The 22,110-nt window shown below is 68.9% G+C and carries 20 protein-coding genes; 8 read left to right on the forward strand and 12 right to left on the reverse strand.

Annotation, left to right across the window (positions count from 1 at the left end; all coding sequences use genetic code 11):
* Positions 1-106 precede the first annotated feature (106 nt).
* Complete coding sequence (locus tag OG361_RS06335) at positions 107-1,282, reverse strand: AraC family transcriptional regulator (protein ID WP_405852326.1); 1,176 nt, start codon at positions 1,280-1,282, stop codon at positions 107-109.
* A gap of 197 nt (positions 1,283-1,479) precedes the next feature.
* On the opposite strand from OG361_RS06335, the gene OG361_RS06340 reads away from it, so the two are divergent.
* Positions 1,480-1,896, forward strand: a complete 417-nt coding sequence (locus OG361_RS06340) for a Rieske (2Fe-2S) protein (RefSeq protein WP_405852327.1) — start codon at positions 1,480-1,482, stop codon at positions 1,894-1,896.
* Here the strand turns inward: OG361_RS06340 and OG361_RS06345 are convergent.
* On the reverse strand, positions 1,883-2,671 hold the full coding sequence (locus tag OG361_RS06345; protein ID WP_405852328.1) for a cysteine hydrolase: 789 nt from the start codon (positions 2,669-2,671) through the stop codon (positions 1,883-1,885). The two genes, OG361_RS06340 and OG361_RS06345, sit on opposite strands and share 14 nt — an antisense overlap.
* Before the next feature lie 76 nt (positions 2,672-2,747).
* Here OG361_RS06345 and OG361_RS06350 point away from each other — a divergent pair, with 76 nt between their 5' ends.
* Positions 2,748-3,206, forward strand: coding sequence for a pyridoxamine 5'-phosphate oxidase family protein (locus OG361_RS06350; protein ID WP_405852329.1), 459 nt, complete (start codon positions 2,748-2,750; stop codon positions 3,204-3,206).
* Positions 3,207-3,295: 89 nt separating this feature from the next.
* Here OG361_RS06350 and OG361_RS06355 read toward each other — a convergent pair whose 3' ends face one another.
* Positions 3,296-4,198, reverse strand: a complete 903-nt coding sequence (locus tag OG361_RS06355; protein ID WP_405852330.1) for a LysR substrate-binding domain-containing protein — start codon at positions 4,196-4,198, stop codon at positions 3,296-3,298.
* Positions 4,199-4,271: 73 nt separating this feature from the next.
* Here OG361_RS06355 and OG361_RS06360 point away from each other — a divergent pair, with 73 nt between their 5' ends.
* Positions 4,272-5,327 (forward strand): DMT family transporter, encoded by a 1,056-nt coding sequence (locus OG361_RS06360; protein WP_405852331.1) that lies wholly within the window; start codon positions 4,272-4,274, stop codon positions 5,325-5,327.
* A gap of 157 nt (positions 5,328-5,484) precedes the next feature.
* Here the strand turns inward: OG361_RS06360 and OG361_RS06365 are convergent, their stop codons facing one another.
* On the reverse strand, positions 5,485-6,846 hold the full coding sequence (locus tag OG361_RS06365; protein ID WP_405852332.1) for an aminotransferase class I/II-fold pyridoxal phosphate-dependent enzyme: 1,362 nt from the start codon (positions 6,844-6,846) through the stop codon (positions 5,485-5,487).
* A 23-nt stretch (positions 6,847-6,869) separates the two neighbouring features.
* Between OG361_RS06365 and OG361_RS06370 the strand changes: the two genes are divergently transcribed.
* Together OG361_RS06370 and OG361_RS06375 are read left to right on the forward strand one after the other, a co-directional pair.
* A complete protein-coding gene (locus tag OG361_RS06370) occupies positions 6,870-7,652 on the forward strand; it encodes a pyridoxamine 5'-phosphate oxidase family protein (protein ID WP_405852333.1) in 783 nt (260 codons plus the stop codon).
* An 18-nt stretch (positions 7,653-7,670) separates the two neighbouring features.
* Positions 7,671-8,315 (forward strand): FMN-binding negative transcriptional regulator, encoded by a 645-nt coding sequence (locus OG361_RS06375; protein WP_405852334.1) that lies wholly within the window; start codon positions 7,671-7,673, stop codon positions 8,313-8,315.
* 47 nt (positions 8,316-8,362) lie between these two features.
* On the opposite strand, the gene OG361_RS06380 is transcribed toward OG361_RS06375, so the two are convergent.
* From OG361_RS06380 to OG361_RS06390, 3 genes are all read right to left on the reverse strand, one after another.
* A complete protein-coding gene (locus OG361_RS06380; protein WP_405852335.1) occupies positions 8,363-9,325 on the reverse strand; it encodes a DMT family transporter in 963 nt (320 codons plus the stop codon).
* A 176-nt stretch (positions 9,326-9,501) separates the two neighbouring features.
* Positions 9,502-10,566: an EamA family transporter gene (locus OG361_RS06385; RefSeq protein ID WP_405852336.1), complete on the reverse strand. Its 1,065-nt coding sequence runs from the start codon at positions 10,564-10,566 to the stop codon at positions 9,502-9,504.
* A 41-nt stretch (positions 10,567-10,607) separates the two neighbouring features.
* On the reverse strand, positions 10,608-11,219 hold the full coding sequence (locus OG361_RS06390) for a Clp protease N-terminal domain-containing protein (protein WP_405852337.1): 612 nt from the start codon (positions 11,217-11,219) through the stop codon (positions 10,608-10,610).
* Between the two features lie 196 nt (positions 11,220-11,415).
* On the opposite strand from OG361_RS06390, the gene OG361_RS06395 reads away from it, so the two are divergent.
* Complete coding sequence (locus tag OG361_RS06395; protein ID WP_405852338.1) at positions 11,416-11,640, forward strand: hypothetical protein; 225 nt, start codon at positions 11,416-11,418, stop codon at positions 11,638-11,640.
* A gap of 68 nt (positions 11,641-11,708) precedes the next feature.
* Positions 11,709-12,137: an SRPBCC family protein gene (locus OG361_RS06400; RefSeq protein ID WP_405852339.1), complete on the forward strand. Its 429-nt coding sequence runs from the start codon at positions 11,709-11,711 to the stop codon at positions 12,135-12,137.
* 153 nt (positions 12,138-12,290) lie between these two features.
* Here the strand turns inward: OG361_RS06400 and OG361_RS06405 are convergent, their stop codons facing one another.
* Both OG361_RS06405 and OG361_RS06410 read right to left on the reverse strand, forming a co-directional pair.
* Entirely contained in the window at positions 12,291-12,917 is a 627-nt protein-coding gene (locus OG361_RS06405; RefSeq protein WP_405852340.1) for a PadR family transcriptional regulator, read from the reverse strand.
* 396 nt (positions 12,918-13,313) lie between these two features.
* Positions 13,314-13,766 carry a transposase gene (locus OG361_RS06410; RefSeq protein ID WP_405852341.1) on the reverse strand — a complete coding sequence of 151 codons (453 nt, stop codon included), beginning with the start codon at positions 13,764-13,766 and terminating at the stop codon, positions 13,314-13,316.
* Between the two features lie 392 nt (positions 13,767-14,158).
* Here OG361_RS06410 and OG361_RS06415 point away from each other — a divergent pair, with 392 nt between their 5' ends.
* On the forward strand, positions 14,159-16,939 hold the full coding sequence (locus OG361_RS06415; protein WP_405852342.1) for a COR domain-containing protein: 2,781 nt from the start codon (positions 14,159-14,161) through the stop codon (positions 16,937-16,939).
* Between the two features lie 1,056 nt (positions 16,940-17,995).
* Here the strand turns inward: OG361_RS06415 and OG361_RS06420 are convergent.
* The 3 genes from OG361_RS06420 to OG361_RS06430 are packed head-to-tail and all read right to left on the reverse strand — an operon-like array spanning position 17,996 to position 21,860.
* Positions 17,996-19,027, reverse strand: a complete 1,032-nt coding sequence (locus OG361_RS06420; RefSeq protein ID WP_405862108.1) for a TniB family NTP-binding protein — start codon at positions 19,025-19,027, stop codon at positions 17,996-17,998.
* Between the two features lie 2 nt (positions 19,028-19,029).
* Positions 19,030-21,111 carry a Mu transposase C-terminal domain-containing protein gene (locus OG361_RS06425; RefSeq protein ID WP_405852343.1) on the reverse strand — a complete coding sequence of 694 codons (2,082 nt, stop codon included), beginning with the start codon at positions 21,109-21,111 and terminating at the stop codon, positions 19,030-19,032.
* A complete protein-coding gene (locus OG361_RS06430; protein ID WP_405852345.1) occupies positions 21,099-21,860 on the reverse strand; it encodes a TnsA-like heteromeric transposase endonuclease subunit in 762 nt (253 codons plus the stop codon). The genes OG361_RS06425 and OG361_RS06430 overlap by 13 nt, the downstream gene beginning before the upstream one ends.
* Between the last annotated feature and the right edge of the window lie 250 nt (positions 21,861-22,110).

Genomic DNA, 22,110 nt, shown 5'->3' on the forward strand with positions numbered 1-22,110 from the left:
CGTCCACCCTGCACCACACCGGCGGGCGGGAACACGGCGGGTGGACGATCCGGACCCGACACGACCCGTCGAGCGCCACGGCTGCTGAGCGCCAGGAGCCGCACTCTCACCCGCCGCGGGCCTGGTACGCGCGGGGCGTCTCGCCGGTCCAGCGCCGGAACGCCCGGTGGAAGGCGCTGGGTTCGGAGAAGCCGAGCTGCCGCGAGAGCCGCTCGATGGAGACCCGGCCGCCGGCGAGCTCGGCGATGGCGTGGTCCCTGCGGACCTGGTCGCGGAGCCGCTGGTACGTGGTGCCCTCGGCGGCCAGCTGGCGGCGGAGGGTCTGCGGGCTGACGGACAGCCGGTCGGCGAGCTGCTCGGGCGTCGGCACCGGCTCCACGGGCAGGGCCTTCCCGATCAGGTGCCGCACGCGGCCCGTCACCGTACTGCCGTAGTCGGCGCAGACCAGGACGTCGACGGGGGCGCGCCGGAGAAAGACCTTGAGCGCCGCCGCGTCCCGCAGGACCGGCTCGTCGAGGTCCGCCCGGTCGAAGACGGCCGCCGTCCGCCGGGCACCGAAGACACAGGGCGCGCCGAAGAGCAGGGCGTACTCCTGGGCGTGCCGGGGCTCGGGGTAGGCGAACTCGACGCGCCGCAGCCCGATCCGGCGGCGGATGAGCCAGCCCGCGAAGCGGTGGGCGACGAGCACGGTGGACTCCGCGCCGAAGTGGACGGGGTCGTCGTATCCGGCCACGTCGAACTCCATCCGGGCCTCGTCGAGCCCGCACACCCCGACCTCCCCGAACTCCCCGCGCCCCTCGAATCCCCCGCGCCCCCCGAATCCCCCGCTCTCCCCGGACTCGCCGCGCTCGCGGCTCCCTTCGCGCTCCCCGCGCTCCCTGCTCTCCCTGCTCTCCCCGGACTCGCCCGTGCCCTTCGGTACGGGAGCCGGCTCGACGAGCCGGAAGCTCGGCCCCGCCGGGAAGAGGGCGTAGAAGGCCTGACTGCGCCGCAGCGCCTCGCGCAGGTCACGGCTGCCGTGGACCACCGCGTGGCCCATCATCGCGAAGGTCCCGACCTTGCTGGGCGCGCCGCCGAAGCCGATCAGCTCGTCGTCGAGGGTGGCCCACAGCATCCTGACGAGCCGCCCGAACCGCTCCGCCGGCACCCTGGCCTGCGCGCCCTCGAGGAGTTCGGATGGCAGGCCGGCCCGGGCGAGCAGCGGCGCGGGCGCGACTCCCCGCCGCTCGGCGCCCAGCAGCGCGGCCCGCACGTGGTGGGCGCTGACCGACCTCGTCAGCATGCGCGTCGCCTCCGTTCCGACCGCGCCGCGCTCCGGGATCACCGGAGGTTGACACTTTCATCGCAGGGTGTCCAAGTTCCGACACTCTAACCAGAACTGTAAGGCTCCCGAAGAGGTGAACCTGTGAACGGGGCACAGGTCACACCCGTACCGTCAGGTGCCAACACACCTGTGCGCGAAGGAAAGAGGGGCAGTACATGAGCGGAGTGGCACGCAGGACGGTGGTCTCGGCGGCGGGCGCCGCGGGTCTGGCAGCGGCACTCACGGCCTGCGGTGGCGGCGGTACGGAGGCCAAGGGCGGCGAGCAGGAAGGCGGCGAGCAGCAGGGCGCCACCCTCGCGCGGACCGGGGACATCCCGGTGGGCGGCGGGAAGGTGATCGCCGCCCAGGGCCTGGTGATCACCCAGCCGAAGGCCGGCGAGTTCAAGGCCTTCTCGTCCAAGTGCACCCACGCGGGCTGTGCCGTCAGCGGCGTCAAGGACGGCGTCATCGTCTGCCCGTGCCACCAGAGCCACTTCGACGTGTCGGACGGCAGCGTGAAGTCCGGGCCCGCCACGGCTCCCCTGCCGCCGACACCGATCCAGGTGGTGGGAGACGAGATCAGCTTCGGGTGACGGGACCTCCGGCACCCCTGGGACCGGCGGGCCTCCCGGCACCCCCGGCCCCTCTGGCATCCCTGGCCCCTCCGGGACCTGCGGACCCCCTGGCACTCCCGGACCCCCCGGCACCGCCGGAGCTCCTCGGGCGCCTGGGGGCCTTCCAGCAGCCCAGCACCTCGTCGGTCGTCGTGATCGTGGCGACGAGCGCGAGGGTGTGACGGATCATCGCGGGGGTGTAGTCGGCCGGCACCCCCGCGATGGCGTCCCCGGGCACGACGACCGTGTAGCCGAGGTTCACGGCGTCGAAGACGGCGTTGGGCACGGCCACGTTGGCGGAGACGCCGGTCACGATCAGCGTCCGGCAGCCGAGGTTGCGGAGCAGCGCGTCGACGTCCGTGCCCGCGAGCGGTGAGAGCCCGTGCAGGCGCCGCACGACGAGATCCTCGTCCGCGACCTCGATGGGTTCGGCGATCCGCACCGCCGTACTGCCACTGTGCTGCTGCACCGGCAACCGGGCGGCGGCCCGGAAGAGCCGGGCGTTGCTGTTGGCACCGCGCCCGTCGGGGCGCCGCTCGGCGACCGCGTGGATCACCTGGACGTCGGCCTCGTGCGCGGCGGCCACCAGCCGCGCCACGTTCCGCAGGGCACCCGACGCCCGGGCCACGGCCGCGAGTTCGGGCAGGGCGCTCTCCGGCCCGACGACCCCCTGCTGGCATTCGACGGTGAGCAGCACGACTCCGCCGTCCGGACGGATCCACTCCCCGAGCCGATCTCTCGCACTCTCACCCATGGTCTCCCCTTGCCTGCAAGCGAATGGCCCTCCATGCTTTCTGACGTCTCATCAGAAATCCAGAAGGGTGCGGACGATGACCGTCGCACAGCGCCGTGGACGCCGGATCATGATGACCCCGGCGGAGCTCGACTCCTTCCTCGCCGAACAGCGCACCTGCCGGGTGGCGACCGTGTCGGCCGACGGCCGTCCGCACGTGAGTGCGCTCTGGTTCGTCTGGGACGGCAGCTCCCTGTGGTTGTACTCGCTGACCCGCAGCCGCCGTTGGGCGGAGTTGCGCGCCGACCCCCGCATCGCCGTCGTGGTGGACGACGGCGAGGAGTACGGCGAGCTGCGGGGCGTGGAGCTGTCGGGGACGGTCGAGTTCGTCGGCGAGGCACCGCGCACCGGCGAGCCGTGCCCCGAGCTCGACGCGCCCGAGCAGCTCTTCGCCGCGAAGAACTTCGGCCTGGACGCGATGCCGCACGACGGCCGGCACGCCTGGGCCAGGCTGACCCCGGACGCCGTCGCGTCCTGGGACTTCCGCAAGATCTAGGCGCTGCCCCGTTCGATCACGGTGGGTACCCTCCCGGCCGGGCACGACCGACGAACCACCCCGAGGAGAGGCGCCGGACGGGACGCCCGTCAGCTCCCCAGCGGCTCGGCCGCCGCCCGGAGCGCGCCGACGACCGCCCGCACGGAGGGACGGCGGCCCGCGTCGGCGCGCCAGGTGGCGTAGATGTGGCGCCGCATCTGCTGCCGTACGGGCACGAAGACGACACCGTCCGGCAGGGGGCGGCCGAGGCGGGGCGTCACACAGATGCCGAGCCCGGCCGCGACGAGCGCCAACTGCGTGTGGTGCTCCCCCGCGAAGTGTCCGATGCGGGGCTCGATGCCCTGCGAGCGCAGCGTGAACATCAGCCAGTCGTGACAGAACTCGCCCTCCGGCCAGGACACCCACTCCTCGTCGGCGAACTCCTCCAGGCCCACCGCCCCGCGCCCGGCCAGCCGGTGCCCCGCGGGCAGCGCCACGTCCGCCGAGTCGTCCAGGAGGTGGACCCGCTCCAGCCCGCCGGGCACGGGCGCCCGCTTGTTGCTCCACTCCAGGACGATCGCCAGGTCCGCGTCGCCGCGCATGACCGCGCGCACCCCCGGCTCGGGCTCCAGCTCCGTGGTGCGGACCCGGAGGTCGGGGTGGCCGGCCCGCAGGGAGGCGAGGGCGGCGGGGAAGAGCCCGCGGGCCGCCGTCGGGAAGGCCGCGAGCCGCACCTCGCCCACGACCTGGCCGCGCTGGGCCTCGATGTCGGCCTGGGCCAGCTGGACCTGGGAGAGGATCTGGGCGGCGTGCTCGGCGAGCAGCAGGCCGGCGTCGGTGAGACGGACGCCCCGGCCGTTCTTGGCGAGCAGCTGCTGCCCCACCTCGCGCTCCAGCTTCGACAGCTGCTGGGAGACGGCCGACGTGGTGACGTGCAGCCCGTCGGCCGCACCGCTGACCGATCCGTGCCGCGCGACGGCGTCGAGGGTACGCAGGCGCTCCAGATTCAACATGTAAGTGATGCTAATGGAAGGGGTCGAATAAATCTCGCTTGTTCTAAGAGATCGGCACCGTCACCCTGAGTGCATGAGCCCCGCAGCCCCGCCCTCCCCGTCACCCGCCCCCTCCGCCTCACACACCCACCCCGCCTCCCCCGCAGGCACCCCGCGCCCCTCCCGTGGCGCCCGGCTGCTCGACTGGCGTGTCCGCTTCGGCGCGCTGGCCCTCATCTGGGGGTTCAGCTTCCTCTTCATCAAGGTCGGCACGGAGGGCTTCGCCCCCTTCCAGGTGACGTTCGGGCGGCTCCTGTTCGGTACGGCGGTGCTCGCCGCCGCCCTCGTCGTGAAGCGCGACCGGTTGCCGCGCGGCGCCCGGGTCTGGGGCCATCTGACGGTCGCGGCCTTCCTGCTCAACGCGCTGCCGTTCTCGCTCTTCGCGTACGCGGAGCTGACGATCCCCTCGACCCTGGCGGGCATCTGCAACGCGACGACCCCCCTGTGGGGCATGCTGCTCTCGCTGGTCGCGCTCTCCGAGGACCGCCCGACCCGGGTCCGCGCCGCCGGCCTGGGCATCGGTTTCATGGGGGTGCTGACGGTGCTCGGCGCCTGGCAGGGCTTCTCCGGCCTCGACGTGACCGGCACCGCACTGGCCCTGCTGGCCTCCTTCAGCTACGCGGTGGGCTGGATCTACGTCCGCAGGACACTGAGCGACACGGGCGTATCGCACCTCTCGCTCGCCGGTTCGCAGGTGGGGCTGGCGACGATCCAACTCGCCGTGGTCACACCGATGTTCACGTCGATGCCGAAGTCGGTGGAGCTCGTGCCGCTGCTCGCGGTCATCGCACTCGGCGCGCTCGGCACCGGGTACGCGATGCTGCTCCAGTACGGCGTCGTGGCTGAGGTCGGCCCGACGACGGCCGCCATGGTCACGTACTTCATCCCGGTCATCGCCACGGCGGCGGGTGTGGCGCTCCTGGACGAGGGGCTCACCTGGAACACCCCGGTCGGCGCGGTGATCGTCCTCGCGGGAGCGGCACTCACACAGACCCGCACCTCGCGCCGTACGACACCCCCGGCGAAGACCCCGGAGCCGCTCCCCGCGACCGACTCCCCCTCCGCACGGCAACCGGCGACCCGCACCTGAGCACGAGGCCGACTTCCCCCGCACCTGAGCACGAGGCCGACTTCCCCCGCACGTGAGCGCGGAGCCGGCTCCCCATCGCACCTGAACGCGACAACAACCCCCACCTGCACCTCAGCGCGGAGCCGACCCCACCCGCACCTCAGCGCGGAGCCGACCCCTACCCCCAACTCCGCGCGGGTGCAGGCCCCGCCGCCTGGGCGACGGCATCGGCCAGAGCCTCGATGTCCTCGACGTCCTCGACGTCCCCGACGTCCCCGACGGCCAGGCCGGAGACGGTGAGCCGGACGGCCGGCCCGGTGTTCATCCGGAACCGCGCGCCCGGCGCCACCGCCCACCCGTCGGCCATGAGCCGTGCCACCGCGCCCGTCTCGTCCGCGACCGGCACCCAGACGTTCATGCCACTGCGCCCGTGCGCCTCGACCCCGCGCCGGGCGAGCGCCCGTACCAGCCCGTCCCGACGCTTCCCGTAGGAGCGCGCGACGACGGCCGGGTCCACCGCCTCCGTGGCCCAGAGGTGGGCCACGGTCCGCTGGAGCAGCCTGCTGACCCAGCCGGGGCCGAGCCGCTGCCGCCCGAGGACCCGGTCGACGGTCTCCGCGTCCCCGGTGAAGGCGGCGATCCGCAGGTCCGGCCCGTACGCCTTGGCGACCGAACGGACCAGCACCCAGCGGCCGGTGTCCCCGGCGAGCGGGTGGAGGGGCTGCGCGACGATGCCGTGCCCGTGGTCGTCCTCGACGAGCAGGACGTCGGGGTGGGCGGCGAGCACCCGCCGCAGCTCCCGCGCCCGCTCCTCGGTCACGCAGGCCCCGGTCGGGTTCTGCGCCCGGTCGGTGATGATCACCGCCCGCGCCCCGTCCCGCCGGATCGCCCGCTCGACCTCCTCCGGCAGCGGCCCCTCGTCGTCGACGAGGACCGGTACGGGGCGCAGGCCGAGCGACGGCACCAGGTCGAGCAGGCTGCCCCAGCCCGGGTCCTCCACGGCGACGGCGTCCCCCGGCCTGAGGTGCGCGGCGAGCACCCGCTCGACGGCGTCGAGGGAGCCCGAGGTGACGCCGATCGGCCCGGCGGGGACGCCGTCCGCGTCGAAGGCGGCCCGCGCGAGCCGCCCGAACTCCTCGTCGACGGGGGCCTCTCCGTACATTCCGGGCCGCTCGGCGTACCGTCGCGCGACCTCGGCGAAGGCCTCGCCGAGCGGTGGCAGCAGCGCCGGATCGGGGCTTCCGTTGCTCACGTCCCGGACACCGGCGGGGGCGTCCACCCGGATCGAGCCGCGCGCGGTCGTGGCGGGCCGCGGCCGCACCCGGCTGCCGCGCCGCCCGTCCGTCTCGATGACCCCGCGCTCGCGCAGGGTCCGGTAGGCGGCGGCGACCGTGTTCGCGTTCACGCCGAGCACGAGCGCCAGTTCCCGCATGGGCGGCAGCGGTTGGCCGGGCTCCAGGGCGCCCGCGCCGACTCCGCGCTCGACGCTGGCGGCGATCTCCGATGCGCGACGACCTTCGATCCGATACTCTCCTAGCACAAACATGATTATGCACTAGTGCAATGGAGTTCGCAATGACCGCCGCCGCCGACACCCCAGCGCCGTCCAACACCCTCGCGCCGGCCAACACCCTCACCGTCGCCAACACCCACGTAGAGCCGACCGACGCCCCCACCTCCACGTCGACCGACGCCTACACGCCGACCGACCGGACCGTGCCGACCCGCTCCCGCGACCGCGCCTCCTACGACAAGGCCCTGGTCCACTCGATACTCGACGCCGCCTACGTCTGCCACCTCGGCTTCGTGCGCGACGGCGCGCCGGTCGTGCTCCCCACGCTCTTCGGCCGGGTCGGCGACCGGCTCTACGTCCACGGCTCCACCGGCTCGCGGCCGCTGCGCGCGGCGGGCGACGGCGTGCGGGCCCCCGGTCTGCCCGTCTGCCTGACCGTGACCCACGTCGACGGCCTCGTGCTCGCGCGCTCCGCCTTCCACCACTCCCTCAACTACCGCTCGGTCGTCGTCCACGGCACCGCCCACCAGGTCACCGACCCCGAGGAGCTGCGCACGGCCCTCGACGCCCTCGTCGACCACGTCGTCCCCGGCCGCTCCGCCGACTCGCGCCCCGCGAACGCCAAGGAGCTCGCCGCCACCGCCGTGATCCGGCTCGACCTGGACGAGGTCTCGGCGAAGCTCCGCACCGGCGGCCCCAACGACGACGACGAGGACCTCGGCCTTCCTCACTGGTCCGGCGTGGTGCCCGTGCGCCAGGTGTACGACACACCGGTCCCGGCCGACGACCTCGACCCGGCGATCGCCCTGCCCGACTACCTCGCCACCCTCTGAGCACAGGGAGGACCGACGATGCTGATCCACCCCTGGGACGCCGCCCACGACGAGGGCGAGTGGCGCGAGTGGCTCTCGCGCCACGACTTCGGCCAGCTCGCCGTCAACGGCCTGCCCGGCGAACCGCCGTGGGTGCAGCCGATGCACTTCCGGTACAAGGCCGAGCCCGGCACGTACGGCCGTGCCCTGGCCCACCTGGCCCGCCCCAACCCGCTGTGGCGGGCCCTGGAGGCGAACCCGACGGTGCTGCTGAGCGTGGTCGACGACTACGTCTTCGCCCCCGGCCCGTGGACGGCGCCCGAGGGCACCCCGTCCGAGCACGGGACACCCACGTCGTACTACGCGGCCGTGCAGCTGCGGTGCACGGCGCGCGTGGTCGACGACCCGGCGGAGAAGGCCGGGCTCCTCAACCGCCAGGTCGCCCACTTCCAGCCGGAGGGCGGCACGGCCCCCGCGGTCCCCGGCGAGGCCCCGTTCGGCCGGCTCCTCTCGGGCATCCGGGTGCTCGACCTGGAAGTGACCGACGTACGGGCGAAGTTCAAGTACGCGGGCAACAAGCCGCAGGAGGTCCAGGACCGCATCGCGGCCCGGCTCGCGGAGCGGGCGGGCCCCGGCGACCTGGCCGCCCGCTCCCACCAGCTGCGGCGGGGCGCCTCCGGCTGACCCGGCGGCGGCAGCGCCCGCACCGCCGCGGGGGCCGTGGCCGCCGCCTACACCGCCACGGCCTCCCGCCTGCGCGCCGTCGCCGTCCTGGCCTCCGCGAGGGCGAGCCCCATCACGGCGGCGAGCAGCAGCAGGGTGCCGAGGACGATCGCGGCGGTGAGCCGCTCTCCCAGCAGCGAGACGGCGATCAGGGCCGCGCTCACCGGCTCCAGGAGCATGATCACGGAGACGGTCGCGGCCCGGACGACCGCGGCCCCGGCGAAGTAGAGCGCGTACGCGAGGGCGGTCGGCACGGCCGCGACGTACACGAGCAGGAGGACGACCCGCACCGGCGAGTCGGTGTGCGGTACGAGTCCCTCGGCGGCCGCCAACGGCAGCAGGCCGATCGCGCCGATCGCGAAGGCCCAGGTGGTGGTCGCCAGGGCGTCCGTACCGCCGCCGTCACGGCCGAGCCACCGGGTGAGCAGGGTGATCGCCGCGTACCCGGCCGCCGAGACGACCGCGAGGACGACTCCCAGGGGCCGCACCTCGGCGGCCCCGCCGCCCAGGACGAGGACGCCGAGCCCGGCGAGCGCCCCGGTGACGGCGAGAACACCGCCCCGGCCGAGGCGCTCCCCCATGGTGAGCCGGGCGCCGACGGCGATGAGGACGGGGCCCGCACCCAGGGTGACGACGGTGCCGACGGCGAGACCGGTGGCCTCGACGGCCCCGAAGTATGCGCTCTGGAAGACGGTGAGACCGACCCCCGTGCCGAGGATCCGGGCCGTCCGCCGGCCGCGCGATTCCCCGGCGGTACGGGCGACGGCGCGCCGGGGCCGCAGCGCCAGCGCGCCGAGCAGCAGGACGAGGCCGCCGACGCAGCGCCAGAAGGAGAGGGCCAGCGGGCCCATGTCGCTGACGCGGAAGATCAGCGAGGCTGCGGCACCGGCCGTGCCCCAGGCGATCCCGGCGACGACCAGATAGAGGAGGCTCCGCCCGACGGACAGGGCGGATCCCGAGGAGTTCGACACGTGACTTCTCCGAGGAGGAAGAGAGGGAAAGGTGGTCGCTCGGCTCCGCGCGCGGACAGCGACGAACCGCTCGGGGGCGAGGAGTCGCCCGCCCGAGCCCGGTCTTCGTCAGGAGATGTCGCCGCGCGCGCTAGGCGGCGGGCGGCGGAAGTACGGTCGAGTGCATGATCGGCACCCTAAGGGGCGGTCCGCCCGGCCGACAACTCCGTATTCCGCCCGCCGGAACCCGCCTCGGCGGCACCCTCGACGGCCCCGGCCTCTCCGGCTCGTCCCGCACTCCCGGAACCGGCCACGGAACCGGCCACGGAACCGGCCACGGGCCCGGCCGGCGGAGCCTTCGGCGTCGAGGACTGGGCGATGAAGGCCCCGACCAGGACCAGCGCTCCGCCGAGGATCTGCGGGGCGTCCAGGTGCTCGCCGAGCAGCACCCAGGCCAGGACGGTCGCGACGACGGCCTCCAGGCAGGCCACGACCCCCGCGACCTGCGGGGAGAGCCGGCGCACCGAGACGACGCCGGTGACGTACGCGAGGACGGTGGCGATCAGCACGATCCAGCCGAGCAGCAGCCACGCGGGCACACCACTGCCGTCCATGTCGACGCTGCCGCCGAGGATCGACCGGTCCATGTTCCACGGCCGGGCCACGACGGTGAGGACGAGCGCGCCGATGAGCAGTCCGTACGCGATGACACCGAGCGGATCGGCCTGCTCGGCCTCGTCGGAGCCCTGGTCGGAGAGGACGAAGTAGCCGACCTGGCAGCAGGCCGCGGCGAGCGCCAGGAGCAGACCGACGAGGTCGAAGGTCAGCCCGGACCAGATCTGGACGACGCAGGCGAGGCCGACGACGGCGAGGACGACCCCGAGGGCGGCGGCGCGGGTGACGGGCCGCCGCTGGACGAAGCGGACCCAGCCGAGGACGAGGGCCGGGGCCAGGTACTCGATGAGCAGCGCGACACCGACGGGGATGCGGGAGATCGAGGCGAAGTAGAAGGTCTGGACGCCGGCGACGGCGAGCAGGCCGAAGCCCACGAGGAGGGCGGGTTTGCGGCGCAGGAGGTCCCGGTGGCGCCAGGCGACCGGAAGCATGACGAGCGCGGCGCCGGCGACACGGAGCCACACCACATGGAGCGGGTCGAGTCCCGCCTCGATGAGCGGCTTGGCCGCCACTCCTGAACCACCGAATGCGAAGGCCGAGGCCAGGGCAAGTCCCAGGCCGGCGCTTCTCCCCTGAGACGCGTGCATCGGGCCATCATGACAGGGCGCCGTCAGGTGCGTAACCCCCGTTACACCTGTTGAGACGGCCCCTCCTTCAGGGCGTCGACACGGGAGGCCAGCGCGTCCGGATCGACCCCGGCCCGCCGCAGCACCTCGACGGCCCTGCTCTCCGCGTCGACGACGACGGCGGCGAGCAGGTCGAGCCCTCGCACGCGTTCCTCGCCACGCTCTGCGGCCCGGCGGAAGGCGCCCTCCAGCGCGGCCGTCGCGGCCGGCGACCAACCGGAGGCCCGGGCGCCCCGCGGCTCGTCCTCGCGCACGGCGGGCAGGAGCCGCCCGGCACCTACCTCCTCGACCGACCGCTGCCAGCGCAGGCCGTAGCCGATCGACCGCTGGGCGAGGTAGCCGAGGACGCGGGCGAGCTGATGGCCGCCCTCGAAGGCGCCGCAGACCTCCGGGTCGGATTCGACGAGCGAGTGCAGGAGGTGCGCGGTGTCGATCTGGCGGTCCCCGTCCCGAAGGGCTCTGCGGCGCGCGCCCGCCAGGACCGTCGCGAGCGACGGCGTCAGGAAGGAGGTGAGCTCGGCGCGCAGCGCGACGGACTGCCGGAGTGGCGACTGGGGAAGCTGCCGAGGAAGTGATTGAGGGAGCGACTGGGAAATCGGAACGGGACGGTGCACACTTCCACCTCATCAGGCCCGGGCGCCCGGGGCATCAGCGGGGAGAAGCATGTCCGCATCCCACCGGAGTTGGGCACAGCCGCACGGTTCCTCCTCCTTACGGAGGAGATTGCCCGTGTTCACGTCCGGGGGCGCGCGCCGCCTTGCATTGCGCCCCTGTTGCAACCGAAGGCCCGTTGCCCTTCGTCTTTCGGTCGTGTTCTGGATGGTGGCTCTGCTCGCGCTCGACGAGCGGCAGTACGTGTACCGGGTGTACGCACCCCGGGAGGCGCTGCCGGCCGATCTGTTCTGGGCCGCGTTCCACTGTCACGAGGAGGACGGGGGGCCGCGCGCCTCCGACTGCTTCGACGCCGCCGAGATCTGGTGGATCGGCGACGGCGCGGGCCCGGCCGCCGCAGAACTGACGGTTCATCAGTATTGAATGTTCACGACCGCCCGGCTACGTTCCGCGACACCGGAACCAGTTGGCACGCCTGAAGGGGTGGTCGCATGGCCGAAGTCAGCGCGGAGACACGGATCGAGGTGCCGGCCGGAAAGGTCTGGGCGCGGCTCACGGACTTCTCCTCGTACGGCGAGTGGAACGCCACCCACACCAGCTTCCCGAGCGGCGGCCCGGCGAACCTGGAGACGGGCGCCACCTTCACCGAGAACATGAAGCTGATGGGCTTCCCGGCCGAGGTGCTCTGGACGGTCGAGGAGCTGGAGACCGACCGGGCACTCGCCATCCGGGGCAAGGGCCCGATGGGGGTGACCGTCGCCACGCGCTACTCGCTCGCCGCGGACGGGGACGCGACGACCGTACGGATCGAGGGCGAGTTCACCGGCGCGGCGGTGTCCCTGATGGCGGGCAAGCTCAAGGACTCGGCGACGGCGGCGCTGACGGAGTCGCTCCGGAAGCTCTCGGGCCTGGTCACCTGAGCCGGAAGCTCCAGCGCTCGATCGCCCGAGCCGAAACTCGGCCCTCGATCACCCGAGCCGAAAGCCCCCGCTCACGATCACCCGAACCGGGCACGCACGAAAGGGCCCCGCGGCACATCACCGCAGGGCCCTTTCTCCTTCTCGGTCCTCTTCTCAGTCCTCGTCGGCCAGGATGAGGTACAGCTTCTTGCGGGCTTCGTTGATCACGCCGACGGCCTTCTGCCGCTGCTCGGCGCTGCCGGTCTTCCAGACCTGCCCGAACGCCTCCATCAGGCCGAAGCCGGCCTGCCGGATCTCGTTCACGGCGTCCCAGTCGACCCCGCGCCCGGCCTCTTCCCACGGGGCGTCCGGCCCCTGCTCGGCCTCGGTGCGCCCGGTGTCGGTGAGCGTGAACAGCTTCTTGCCGCCCTCGCTCGCACTGGTGATCAACCCCTCGTCCTCCAGCATCTGGAGGGTGGGGTAGACCGAGCCGGGACTGGGCTTCCAGGCCCCGTCGCTGCGCTCGCCGATCTCCCGGATCATCTCGTAGCCGTGCATGGGGCGGTCCTTCAGGAGCGCCAGGATCGACGCACGCACGTCACCGCGCCGCGCCCGCCCCCGGCCTCCGCCGCGGCCACGCCCACCGAAGCCGGGCCCGAAGGGACCGCCTCCACCGCCGAAGCCGGGCCCGAAGGGGCCGAAGGCGGCACGCCGCCCCTCGAAGTCCCCACGAGATCCGGGGCCGCAGGCCCCACGACCGGCTCCGTGTCCGTTTCCGTACTCGTGTCCATGTGAACGCATCGCAACGCTCCTTCCATCGGGTTCCATCGTTGAACTGTCGCGATGCCTCAACGATATATCGGAACTGTTCACCGAGCAAGAAGCAACGAACAAGTACCCGTTGACCTGTCTCAGTGAAGGTTGATGTGATCTCACCGAAGCTGCACCGATCCGGATTCGTCTCAGGGAAAGTTCATGCCCCAGCGGGCTGTCTCAGCGAAGCTGCACCGACATCCAGTCCAGGTGACGCACTCCAGCCGTGGTTACTCGCCCCTGACCTGGCCTCTTCCGGGTCGCGTCCACCATGGGTGACGAGGTGACGCACTTTCCCCCTTTCCCTCTGAGGGCGGGAAGGGCGTGCGGGCGTCGCCACCTCCGCATGCCGGTGGAACATCCGGCCCGGCCCTGCTTCATGGCTCAGTTGGAGACGCTGATCCCGTCATGACGTACCGATTCACCGTGGAGTTTGCCCGGGTCGGTTTGGTCGTGGGCCGTGCACTGCACGGCCCACGACCTGGTCGGCTCCCGGGGCTTCCCGGATCGCGGCGATAATCTGGGTGGCGGTCGCCTGGGTGGCGATCGCGTCGTCCAAAACGGTGGAGCCCAGCGCCCTGCGGTGCTTGCCCTTCGGCACTCCGGTGGCCTTGATGACCTCGCGAACGGCTCGAATACCCGATTCGGGCGGACCAAGCGGGTTAGCCGGCGGCGGAAGTAGGCCAGCAGCGACGGGTCGAACGCGATGTCGTGCAGACTGAGCCCGCACGGGGCTTTCCGCCGCAGGTTACAGCGTAGTTCTTGGACCGTCTCGAAGTTCGACATGCCGTGCAGGGCCTGCACCGTGATCGCCGCGGTAAGGATCTGCGGCGCCATGGACGGCCGCCCATTCGCCGAGACACATGTCCGCGAACATCTCCGCAGGAAACAACCGGCCACGGTGCTCGGCCAGGTACCGGACACACTCCCAGCCGGAATCAACTCCCGGCACGTCGCCCACGCATCCGGCCCGACCGTCTCCCCGACCCACCCCTGAAACGCAACACGGCCCCGCCAGCTGACGCGGCGGGGCCAGAACCCACATCTTCATCCGTCTCTACTGACGTGCGGCCCCGCGGGCATCAGACTCACACTCTCGACATTCAGACGAAGAGCAAGTAAAAACACGGCCCCTCTGAGAGCATGTCTTGAGTCGGCTTGAGGACGGACCTGAACCCTGACTTCGGCTGCACTGCTGCCTCTAACCCACCACTAGCCATGGAGCACGAGTGGACGAGTTGAGACGACGGATCGAAGTTGCGCAACAAACAGGAGATCTTGATCTCACAGGACTGGGACTGAGTCAGATTCCCAGTGAGGTTTTCCTGTCAGGTCACCCGGATAAAATTCGTAGCCTCAATTTGAACGGGAACCGGATCAGGAACTTCCAGATCGAAAATCCCGAGGCGCTCGGTGGCCTAGTCGCTCTCAGCATTGCCCGAAATGGTCTGGAGGAGGTCCACGCTAGCGTCTGCCGTCTCGCCAGTCTGGTAAATCTAAACCTCTCCGGCAATCTGATGCACTCGTTGCCCGCCAATCTATCCCAGCTGACCAAATTGAAAGAGCTGGATCTTAGCGGAAATCCGGGCTTTGTCCCAGGTCGAGAAATCTCCGGGCTTCGATCATTGAGAAGGCTGAGCCTTCGCCAGAATTACCTAACAGAACTGCCGCACTATCTAGGCTACCTGCCCCTCGATGTTCAGCTAGACCTCGAAGAGAATTTCTTCGACGAGAACGTTTTGGCCTTGATGGAGCGAGGAAATTCAAACCTATTCGCATACCTGCGAACCATGGACGCGGAACCTCACTACGAGGCGAAGTTGATCCTGCTCGGGGAGGGCAATGTAGGGAAGACCAGCATTGTGGAGGCTCTTCGCGGCAATCCATTCATCGAAGGCCGGAGTGCAACACACGGCATCAAGATCGAAACCTTCGAGGTCGATTCCTCGCGCTTGGGTATAGTGAATAGATTCCCTGGCAGTCATGCTGGAGATCTGATCACAGTCCGATCTTGGGACTTTGGTGGACAAGAAGTCTACCGGGTGACGCATCAGTTCTTTTTCACCCGGCACGCATTGTACTTCGTTACGTGGCGACCCAGGGAGGGCCAGGAGGCGAACTTTGTCGACGATTGGCTAAGGAGGATCAAACTCCGATGTGGAGACGATGCCCGTGTTCTAATCGTCTCCACGCATGCTATAGAGGATGGAGAGGAGATTGACTACCCGGGACTAAGGCAGAAGTACGGTCCGTTGCTAGCTGGGTATCACCGGGTGGATACCAAGGACTCCTTCGGAATCCCGGAACTCGCTGAAAGACTGGCCCAGATGGCCGCCAGTCTGCCGCGTATGGGGGAACGGATCAGCGCGCGTTGGCGAGCGGTGCAGGATGAGCTTCTTAGTAGGCCCGATCCATACGTCAAGAGAGCAACTTTTGATCGAATCTGCGAACGCTACCAAGTCGGCGAGGCGGAGGCAGAGGCGCTGGCAGCCCTTCTGAACGACCTTGGGTACATCGTCTATTATCCAGAAGATGATGACCTGCGCGATCTGCTCATCTTGCAACCGGAATGGCTGACGACTGCAATTAGTTGCGTGCTTGATGATCAGGAAATCAAGAGCAGTGCCGGTGTCTTGCGTCACGAATCGCTATCACGGGTTTGGGGTGATCCTAGGCACAGCTACCCTCGCGAAATCCACCCTTATTTTCTTCGCCTGATGGAGAAGTTCGACGTCTCATATCGGATTCAGGAAGAAACGGCGAGCTTGATCGCGCAACTGGTCCCCTATGAACGCCCAGAGCTCTCCTGGCCGACCATTGGAGAGTCTGATGAACTTGTGCTGCTTTGTGATTTCTCCGATGAGCCGACAGGGCTAATCCCTTGGCTCACTGTGAGGACGCGGAGATTTGCAGTCAGCCAATGGAGAAAGGGATTCTACCTCAAGCATCCCCATTTTGATGCGCGAGCACTTGTAGAGTCCGTCTCTCCGACACGCCTTTCAGTCAGAGTGACCGGCGGCTCTAGGGCTTTCCTATTTGACATCGTTAGGGACACGGTCGACCAGCTTGTGAAACTGAGGTGGCCTGGCCTTAGCCATCAAATGCGCATCCCGTGCCCGGGTGATCGATCACGCGGCATCTCTTGTCAGGCATCGTTCCGCATTGAAAGCCTGGAGAGGATGAGAGCAGAGAAGATCCCGAAGATCTTGTGCCCGGACTGCGTAGAGTGGCAGTATGTGGACTCTCTCCTCGTGGGCATTTCTTCGAACCGTGGCCTCGATCACGAACTTGCCATCGTTTCGCAAATCGACAGCCTGCAAGCGGAAGTCGTAGCATCGAGGGGCGAGCTTACGAGGATCATCACTGAAGCCCGAGAATTCCAAGAAAATGCCGGTGCTGCATTCCATGCACTGCTAATCCTGGGGAAGGCGGCAAATCTCGAGGTCTCAGACTGTCCGAAGCTTTTTTCCCTTCGTGTGGCAGACCGGAGCCGCTTCGATCCTAGGCGGGCATACTCGAGTAAGATGCTTTTGGATCTTTGGTGTGAGGAAACCGGCTCGCAGCATCCCGTCTCTCCCGCGTATGAATTCTCATACTCAAAGGAGTGGCTTGTAGGTGTTGCGCCATATCTGAGTTTCGCCGCTGCGGCGGTTGGTCTTCTCGCTCCCATTGTTGGAGGAGTCGCAGGCGCTTTCGATGTTTCCGCCCTCAAGGACAGTGCTGACCTGATGAAAACCCTTGCCGATTCAGTCAAGATTGAAGTAAGCGAGGGTCCAGAGGGCCGGGATGGTAATAACCTATCTGCTGCTGAAGGTGCCGCCCTGCGCTCATTTAGAGAGTTTCTCTTTGAGCTCGACGGCAGTCGCCACTTTGCCGGATTGCAGCGACTCCTGACTCCTACCGGCGAATATCAATGGCTTTGCCCTCGTCACTTCGCGAAGTACGAGCCGTCCATCCCAAAAATTTATCCGGAGCTCACTGCTGATGAGCCCGAAGTTTCGGATTCCTAGTCATCCCATGCGATTCCTCTTGGTAGCGAAGGACGTGGTGGCCGCTGAGAACCTGCCCGTGCTGTAAGGGCGGCTTGGAGAGTCGGAAGTGTGCGTGCGGCCGCGCGTCCCGGAAACGGAGGCGGGGCCAGAACCCAACATCTTCATGAGTCATCTAGCTGCTGTTTGAAGTGAACTTGCGACCGCGCCGTTGGACCTTCTCGCGGCAGTTCCTTGAGCACCAGCGGGGGGCTTGGCCTGACGCGTCTCTCTCGATGGGTTCCTGGCAGTATTCGCAGGTCAGGAGCCTGTAGGGGACTGGGTCGAGTCCTCGGTGAGCTCGCTGCCTGCAGCGGCCCGAGCACCAGCGACGCAAGCCGGTGCTGGGCTTTGGCTCCGGGAGGGGCTCCTGGCAGAACTCACAGGTGCCGGATGACAGGAGGAACTGGTCGGGTGAGGTAAGACGGCTCCATCGGCGGGCGTGCTGCCGGCAGGCTGCCGAGCATGTCTGGCGGTGCGAGCGTGAGCTCGGGAGCAGGGGCTTCTCGCAGGCAATGCAGCGCCGAGGCTCTCGGCTGGCCGGGGCGTCATCGGTGCTGGAGGCCGGGGAGGCAGATCCGCCACGCTGACGAAGGAGGTAGGCGGTGCGACGGCATGCCGATGAACAGAGCCGGTGACGCTGGCCGACTTGGATCTTCATCGGCTTCTGGCAGATCCGGCAGGGGGCCAGGGTGTGCCGACGGCGGTGGGCCCGCGTTCGGCAACGCATGGAACATAGGATCGCCCGTCGGCCGAAGGCCTCGGTAGGCGGCATGTCTGTGCCGCATTCCATGCACTTCTTCGTCTCGAGTGTCGTTCGTAGAAGTCCCGGGTCACGGCCGGTGGCTGCAGCGAGGCGGGCCCAGGACGGCTTGCCGCGGGGCCCGGGCGGCTCGTTCAAGAACTTTCGCAGGAAGGGGGGTGGGAGGTGATTGGCTTGCGCGAGACGCCGGATGAACAAAGGACCGCCCTCCCCCGCTCTGGGGCGGACCTGGAAGGGGAGTCGGACGATCTCCGCATCGGCGTTGGCGGATGCCATCATCGCTTGCCGCCGACTGTCGACGGGTCGTCTGGGCGTTTGCGGCCGGAGGCGATGTCGAGATCGACGGCCAGCAGGCCGTCCTTGGTGATCTCCTCGGTGCCGGTGAGGATTGCGTCGACGGCGGCTCCGCGGATCTGATGGGAGAGGGTGCCGATCATGCCGCCAGTGCGGGTGTGGAGGAAGCGGTCCAGGCGGGGCAGCGTGCCGCTTTTGTGCTGGTGCAGGAGGAGTGTTTCCTCCATCTGCGCGACCAGACCCTTCCATTCCTTGTTGTAGGGAAACGGGTGGGTGGCCACGGGGGTGAAGCGTCCGGCGATCTGATCGCCGCGTGTGCCCGAAAGCAGTCCTCCGGATTCGATGTCGATTCCGGCGTAGGCGAAGGTGGCCGGGATGCGCTCGGAAAAGTACTTGATGGTGTCTGACGCTTCGGCACCGTGCCGCGTGTGCAGCGAGATGTTGTGGATCTCGTCGACCAGGACCAGGCTGGTGCGGGCCCTGGTGCAGACGCCGACGACTGCCTCCGTCAGGTCGGTGATGTTCAGGCTGCGGGTGACCGGGAGGCCGAGGTAGCGGGCGAACTCGGCAGCGATCATGCGAGGCGTCGCGGCTGGCGGGACGGTGATGTAGATGACCGGTATGCGTTCGTCCTGGCCCGGGTGCCGACGGCGGTCCACCAGTTCGTGGGTCAGGCCGAGTTGGGTGAGAGCGATCGTCTTGCCGGTGTTCGCAGGCCCCGAAACGAGCAATCCGCGGCGGGCGCTGACCGCACCGCGGTTCAGAATGATCAGGCGGCGGCCGCAGGTGACGGTGTGCCGGATGGTTGAGGTGGCGATCACCTGCAGGCGAGCGTGGTGGTCGAGGCGGTCCTCGTCATAGGTGCCCTTCTCCTCTTTGGCCAGTGCGTCGTACTCAGCCTCGGTCAGGATCGCCATCGGCTCCCCCAGCGACGTCGCGACGAACTCGCGCCATCCGGAAAGGGTCGTCAGGTGCCGGCCGAAGTCATCGCCAGGCGGGTAAGCCAGGGGCATGCTCACGACCTTCTCCAGGGGTCCTCAAGCGGGTCGAAGAGCCCCAGCGGGATCACCTCGGTCATCGGTTCTTCGTCTTCTGCAAGTTCCTCGGCAACAGGCTCGCGCGTGGGCTCGGGCGGCGGGACTGCTGCTGTAGGGCTGGTCGCCTTGGTCCGGGCCATCACCTGGCGATCACGCCTGGAAGGCTTGTCCTTCTTCCTCTTCTGGCCCGGCGCGACGGAGTTCGGTCCGGCATGTGCTCGGGTCAGCAAGGTGGCCACTGCCTCAGCCAGTTCTTCCTCGGTGGCCTTGGGTAGTTGGTGGCTGACGTGGTCCCAGGCCAGGTCCCCGAAGGGAACCGGTGCCCGGTTCAGGTATTTCCACGTCGCCTGGACCCACTCGCCATGGCCTCGGTGATTGCGTACCCAGACTTGGGAGACGTCGTAAGGGTCGCGATGGACCTCCCAGAGTCCGCGCTTGGCAGCGACACCCGAATCACGTCGTCGCATCGGCCCAAGCTCCGGGGCGTCGTAGGTGCGGTTGTTGATCTTGATGCCGTAGGAGTTGACGGCTCGCCAGGCCGCAGGCAGGAGCTCGATGTAGTCCTGACCCCTGAGGGCGACCGGGACGTAGCCGCAGGACTCGATCAGCGCGGCGTACTTCTGGTTCGGAGTGAAAAGCCGGCCGGGGTGGGCGGGGTCACGTAGGCCTTCGTGGGGGCGGTTCTGCCAGTGAGTAACGATCCACTCGTCCAGCAGTTCCTGCAGTTCTGGCAACGACCACAGGTTCTCCTTCTCGGGATGTCGGCCGCGGTGGTCGGTGTTCCGGCCGGTGTGTCCCGGGAGGAACTGGGCGAACATCGTGGCAACCGAGCCCAGCATCTTCTCGATGTGCCCCTTCTCGAAGGGTGAGCCTTTGTGGGTCGGTTGGAATTCGATCTCCAGGAACCGGCACGATGCCCGGAAATTGCGGGAGATGAACGCCTTTCCGTGATCGCAGACGATCATCTCTGGGACGATCACCGGCTTGGCGGCTGCGTGCTCAAGACGCTTGTCCAGCGTCAATAGCCGCCGGTGCGGCAGCACGGAGCGGGACATCTTGAGCGCGTCCACCCAGCCTGGCCGCATCAATTCGGGCGTAACGGTCCTGGCCAGCAGCACGCTGGCGTCGACCGACTTCGTCGACGGCCGAAGCACGACGGCGGTCGGGGTCCGGGTCGCGACGTCGATCATGCCGGTGAGTTCGACCTTGCCGACGACCCCGTTGTCGAGCCGGACCATCACATCGAGTGGGGTGGAGTCGATCTGCATGACCTCCCCCGGAGCGGACACGGTCAGTTCCCCGAAGGGGGCAGACGCCGTGTGGGCCTTCGAGCGGCGCGTCACGGCCGATCCTGTTGCATGGGTGCCCGCTGTGAGCTTCTCCACCAGCCGGTAGAGCGTGGCCCTGGACGGCCAGGGAGCCGCCTGTCCTTCCTCGGTCTGTTTGAGGATCTCGTTCGTCCTCCAGATCAGGTAGGACGCGGTTCGGGTGGAGGTATCAATGCCCTCCTTGATCGCCGTGCGCATCGCGTCCACCACCCGGGGGTCCACCGTTCCGAACTCCGGTCGCTTGCGGGCGGCACGGCCATCAGCCAGCCCGGCGACCCCGTCCTTCAGATAGCGGCGACGCATCCGGGCGACCGTGCTGGCTGTCACCGGGCGGCCGGACCGGGACAGCTCAGCGGCCTTGGCCCTTTCCCGCGCGGTCAGCGATGTGCTCGGCCCGTACTCCTCACGCGGCTTCGTGCCCGGCTCCGCGTCCGGCGGTAGCCCGTGCACCACTTCCAGGATGTGACTCTCCCACCACAGCGCCTGTTCGACCGCCGCCGGGGGAAGCGTCTCCAGGATGGACGAGGCCGGCACCGGCATCCGCTCCGGGTGGAACAGAACCTCGAAGTCCTCGGCTTCGAACAGGTCGATCAAGGCCACTACCCGGTGCGGTTTCTCGGTGTCTTCTAGGACCGCGGCCTGGACGGTCACCTCGAGCACTCCCCGGACCTGCCCGTCGAATCGAACTCTCTCGCCGACTGCCAGAGCGAGCGGGCGCGTCAGTCGGCCCATCTCTGCCGCCCCTCCGTCCAGACCAGGCTCCCGGTCTCCATCAGCCCTCCGGACAGGTCTGTCTGCAGCTTCCCTGACCACATCAGGTGGAACAGCACCGGCAGTACCTGAATGCGGTCGCCGACCAGTCCGGCCCCCTCCCACAAGCCCTTCGGCTCGCTGAACACCTCCAGGAGACGTTCAGCCACCGCTCCCGGCTGACCGGAGCGACCCCGGCGATACCGCGCCAGCCACCGAATGTTGGCCATACGCATTGGATCTGGACGGCCAGCCCACTCGAACTCCCAGCCCACGGCCTTGCAGGCCCGCTCGGTCGCCTCAAACGACTCCCGCGTCCGCTCGTCCATGTCATCCTCGGCACGGATATCCACGACCCGCGCCCGCCCCGTGGCCAGCCGGACAAAGTAGTCGGGAGCGTGCCGGCGCCGCTTTCTACCGTCGTGCCAGTGCAACCAGAAGGGCTGCGACGCCATAGCCGTCACATGCGGATCTCGATCCAGCAAGATCAACCGGTCCCGCTCGAGCCACGACTCGTAGCCCACGTGTTCCCGCACGGTCACTGAGTAGTACCAACCGGCAAAGCCTTCTGTGCCCCTGTCCCAGCGGAACGGCCGGACCGGTTCGACTTCCTCAAACGGCACCTGCCAACTTGCTCCAAGCGGCAGCCTGCGACGCTCACCATCCCCGAGAAAGTCCAGCTCAAACGCTGATAAGGCCTCATCGCCGTACGCGCGCGACAGAGCTTCCACGGCACCCCCAGCCCAAGGGGCCGAGCAGGTGCTCAACCTTTGGTGAGACTAATGGGCATCCGTTCAGCTTCGCTGAGATTCGCGGAATCTTCGTTGAGACAGGTCACCCGTGAACCTGCCTCAGCGACTGGCTTGTCTCACCAGAGCGTGGCTGGAGCGGGACCACGCGATGCTGCTGGACTTCGATCCGCAGGTGGTGAGGTTCGCTTCGCAGCCGTTCTGGCTGTTCTGGCGCCGGCCTCGGGACGGC

The organism is Streptomyces sp. NBC_00090 (assembly GCF_045160815.1).
In the GTDB taxonomy this organism is placed as follows: domain Bacteria; phylum Actinomycetota; class Actinomycetes; order Streptomycetales; family Streptomycetaceae; genus Streptomyces.

What these genes read in the sequence shown, in the direction of transcription:
- OG361_RS06340 (WP_405852327.1), top strand. Translation starts at nt 1,480, where the DNA reads ATGAGCGGAGTGGCACGCAGGACGGTGGTCTCGGCGGCGGGCGCCGCG.
- OG361_RS06370 (WP_405852333.1), top strand. Translation starts at nt 6,870, where the DNA reads ATGGAGTTCGCAATGACCGCCGCCGCCGACACCCCAGCGCCGTCCAAC.
- OG361_RS06375 (WP_405852334.1), top strand. Translation starts at nt 7,671, where the DNA reads ATGCTGATCCACCCCTGGGACGCCGCCCACGACGAGGGCGAGTGGCGC.
- OG361_RS06405 (WP_405852340.1), bottom strand. Translation starts at nt 12,917, where the DNA reads ATGCGTTCACATGGACACGAGTACGGAAACGGACACGGAGCCGGTCGT.
- OG361_RS06410 (WP_405852341.1), bottom strand. Translation starts at nt 13,766, where the DNA reads ATGGCGCCGCAGATCCTTACCGCGGCGATCACGGTGCAGGCCCTGCAC.
- OG361_RS06425 (WP_405852343.1), bottom strand. Translation starts at nt 21,111, where the DNA reads ATGGGCCGACTGACGCGCCCGCTCGCTCTGGCAGTCGGCGAGAGAGTT.
- OG361_RS06355 (WP_405852330.1), bottom strand. Translation starts at nt 4,198, where the DNA reads ATGTTGAATCTGGAGCGCCTGCGTACCCTCGACGCCGTCGCGCGGCAC.
- OG361_RS06350 (WP_405852329.1), top strand. Translation starts at nt 2,748, where the DNA reads ATGACCGTCGCACAGCGCCGTGGACGCCGGATCATGATGACCCCGGCG.
- OG361_RS06400 (WP_405852339.1), top strand. Translation starts at nt 11,709, where the DNA reads ATGGCCGAAGTCAGCGCGGAGACACGGATCGAGGTGCCGGCCGGAAAG.
- OG361_RS06345 (WP_405852328.1), bottom strand. Translation starts at nt 2,671, where the DNA reads ATGGGTGAGAGTGCGAGAGATCGGCTCGGGGAGTGGATCCGTCCGGAC.
- OG361_RS06335 (WP_405852326.1), bottom strand. Translation starts at nt 1,282, where the DNA reads ATGCTGACGAGGTCGGTCAGCGCCCACCACGTGCGGGCCGCGCTGCTG.
- OG361_RS06385 (WP_405852336.1), bottom strand. Translation starts at nt 10,566, where the DNA reads ATGCACGCGTCTCAGGGGAGAAGCGCCGGCCTGGGACTTGCCCTGGCC.
- OG361_RS06360 (WP_405852331.1), top strand. Translation starts at nt 4,272, where the DNA reads ATGAGCCCCGCAGCCCCGCCCTCCCCGTCACCCGCCCCCTCCGCCTCA.
- OG361_RS06420 (WP_405862108.1), bottom strand. Translation starts at nt 19,027, where the DNA reads ATGCCCCTGGCTTACCCGCCTGGCGATGACTTCGGCCGGCACCTGACG.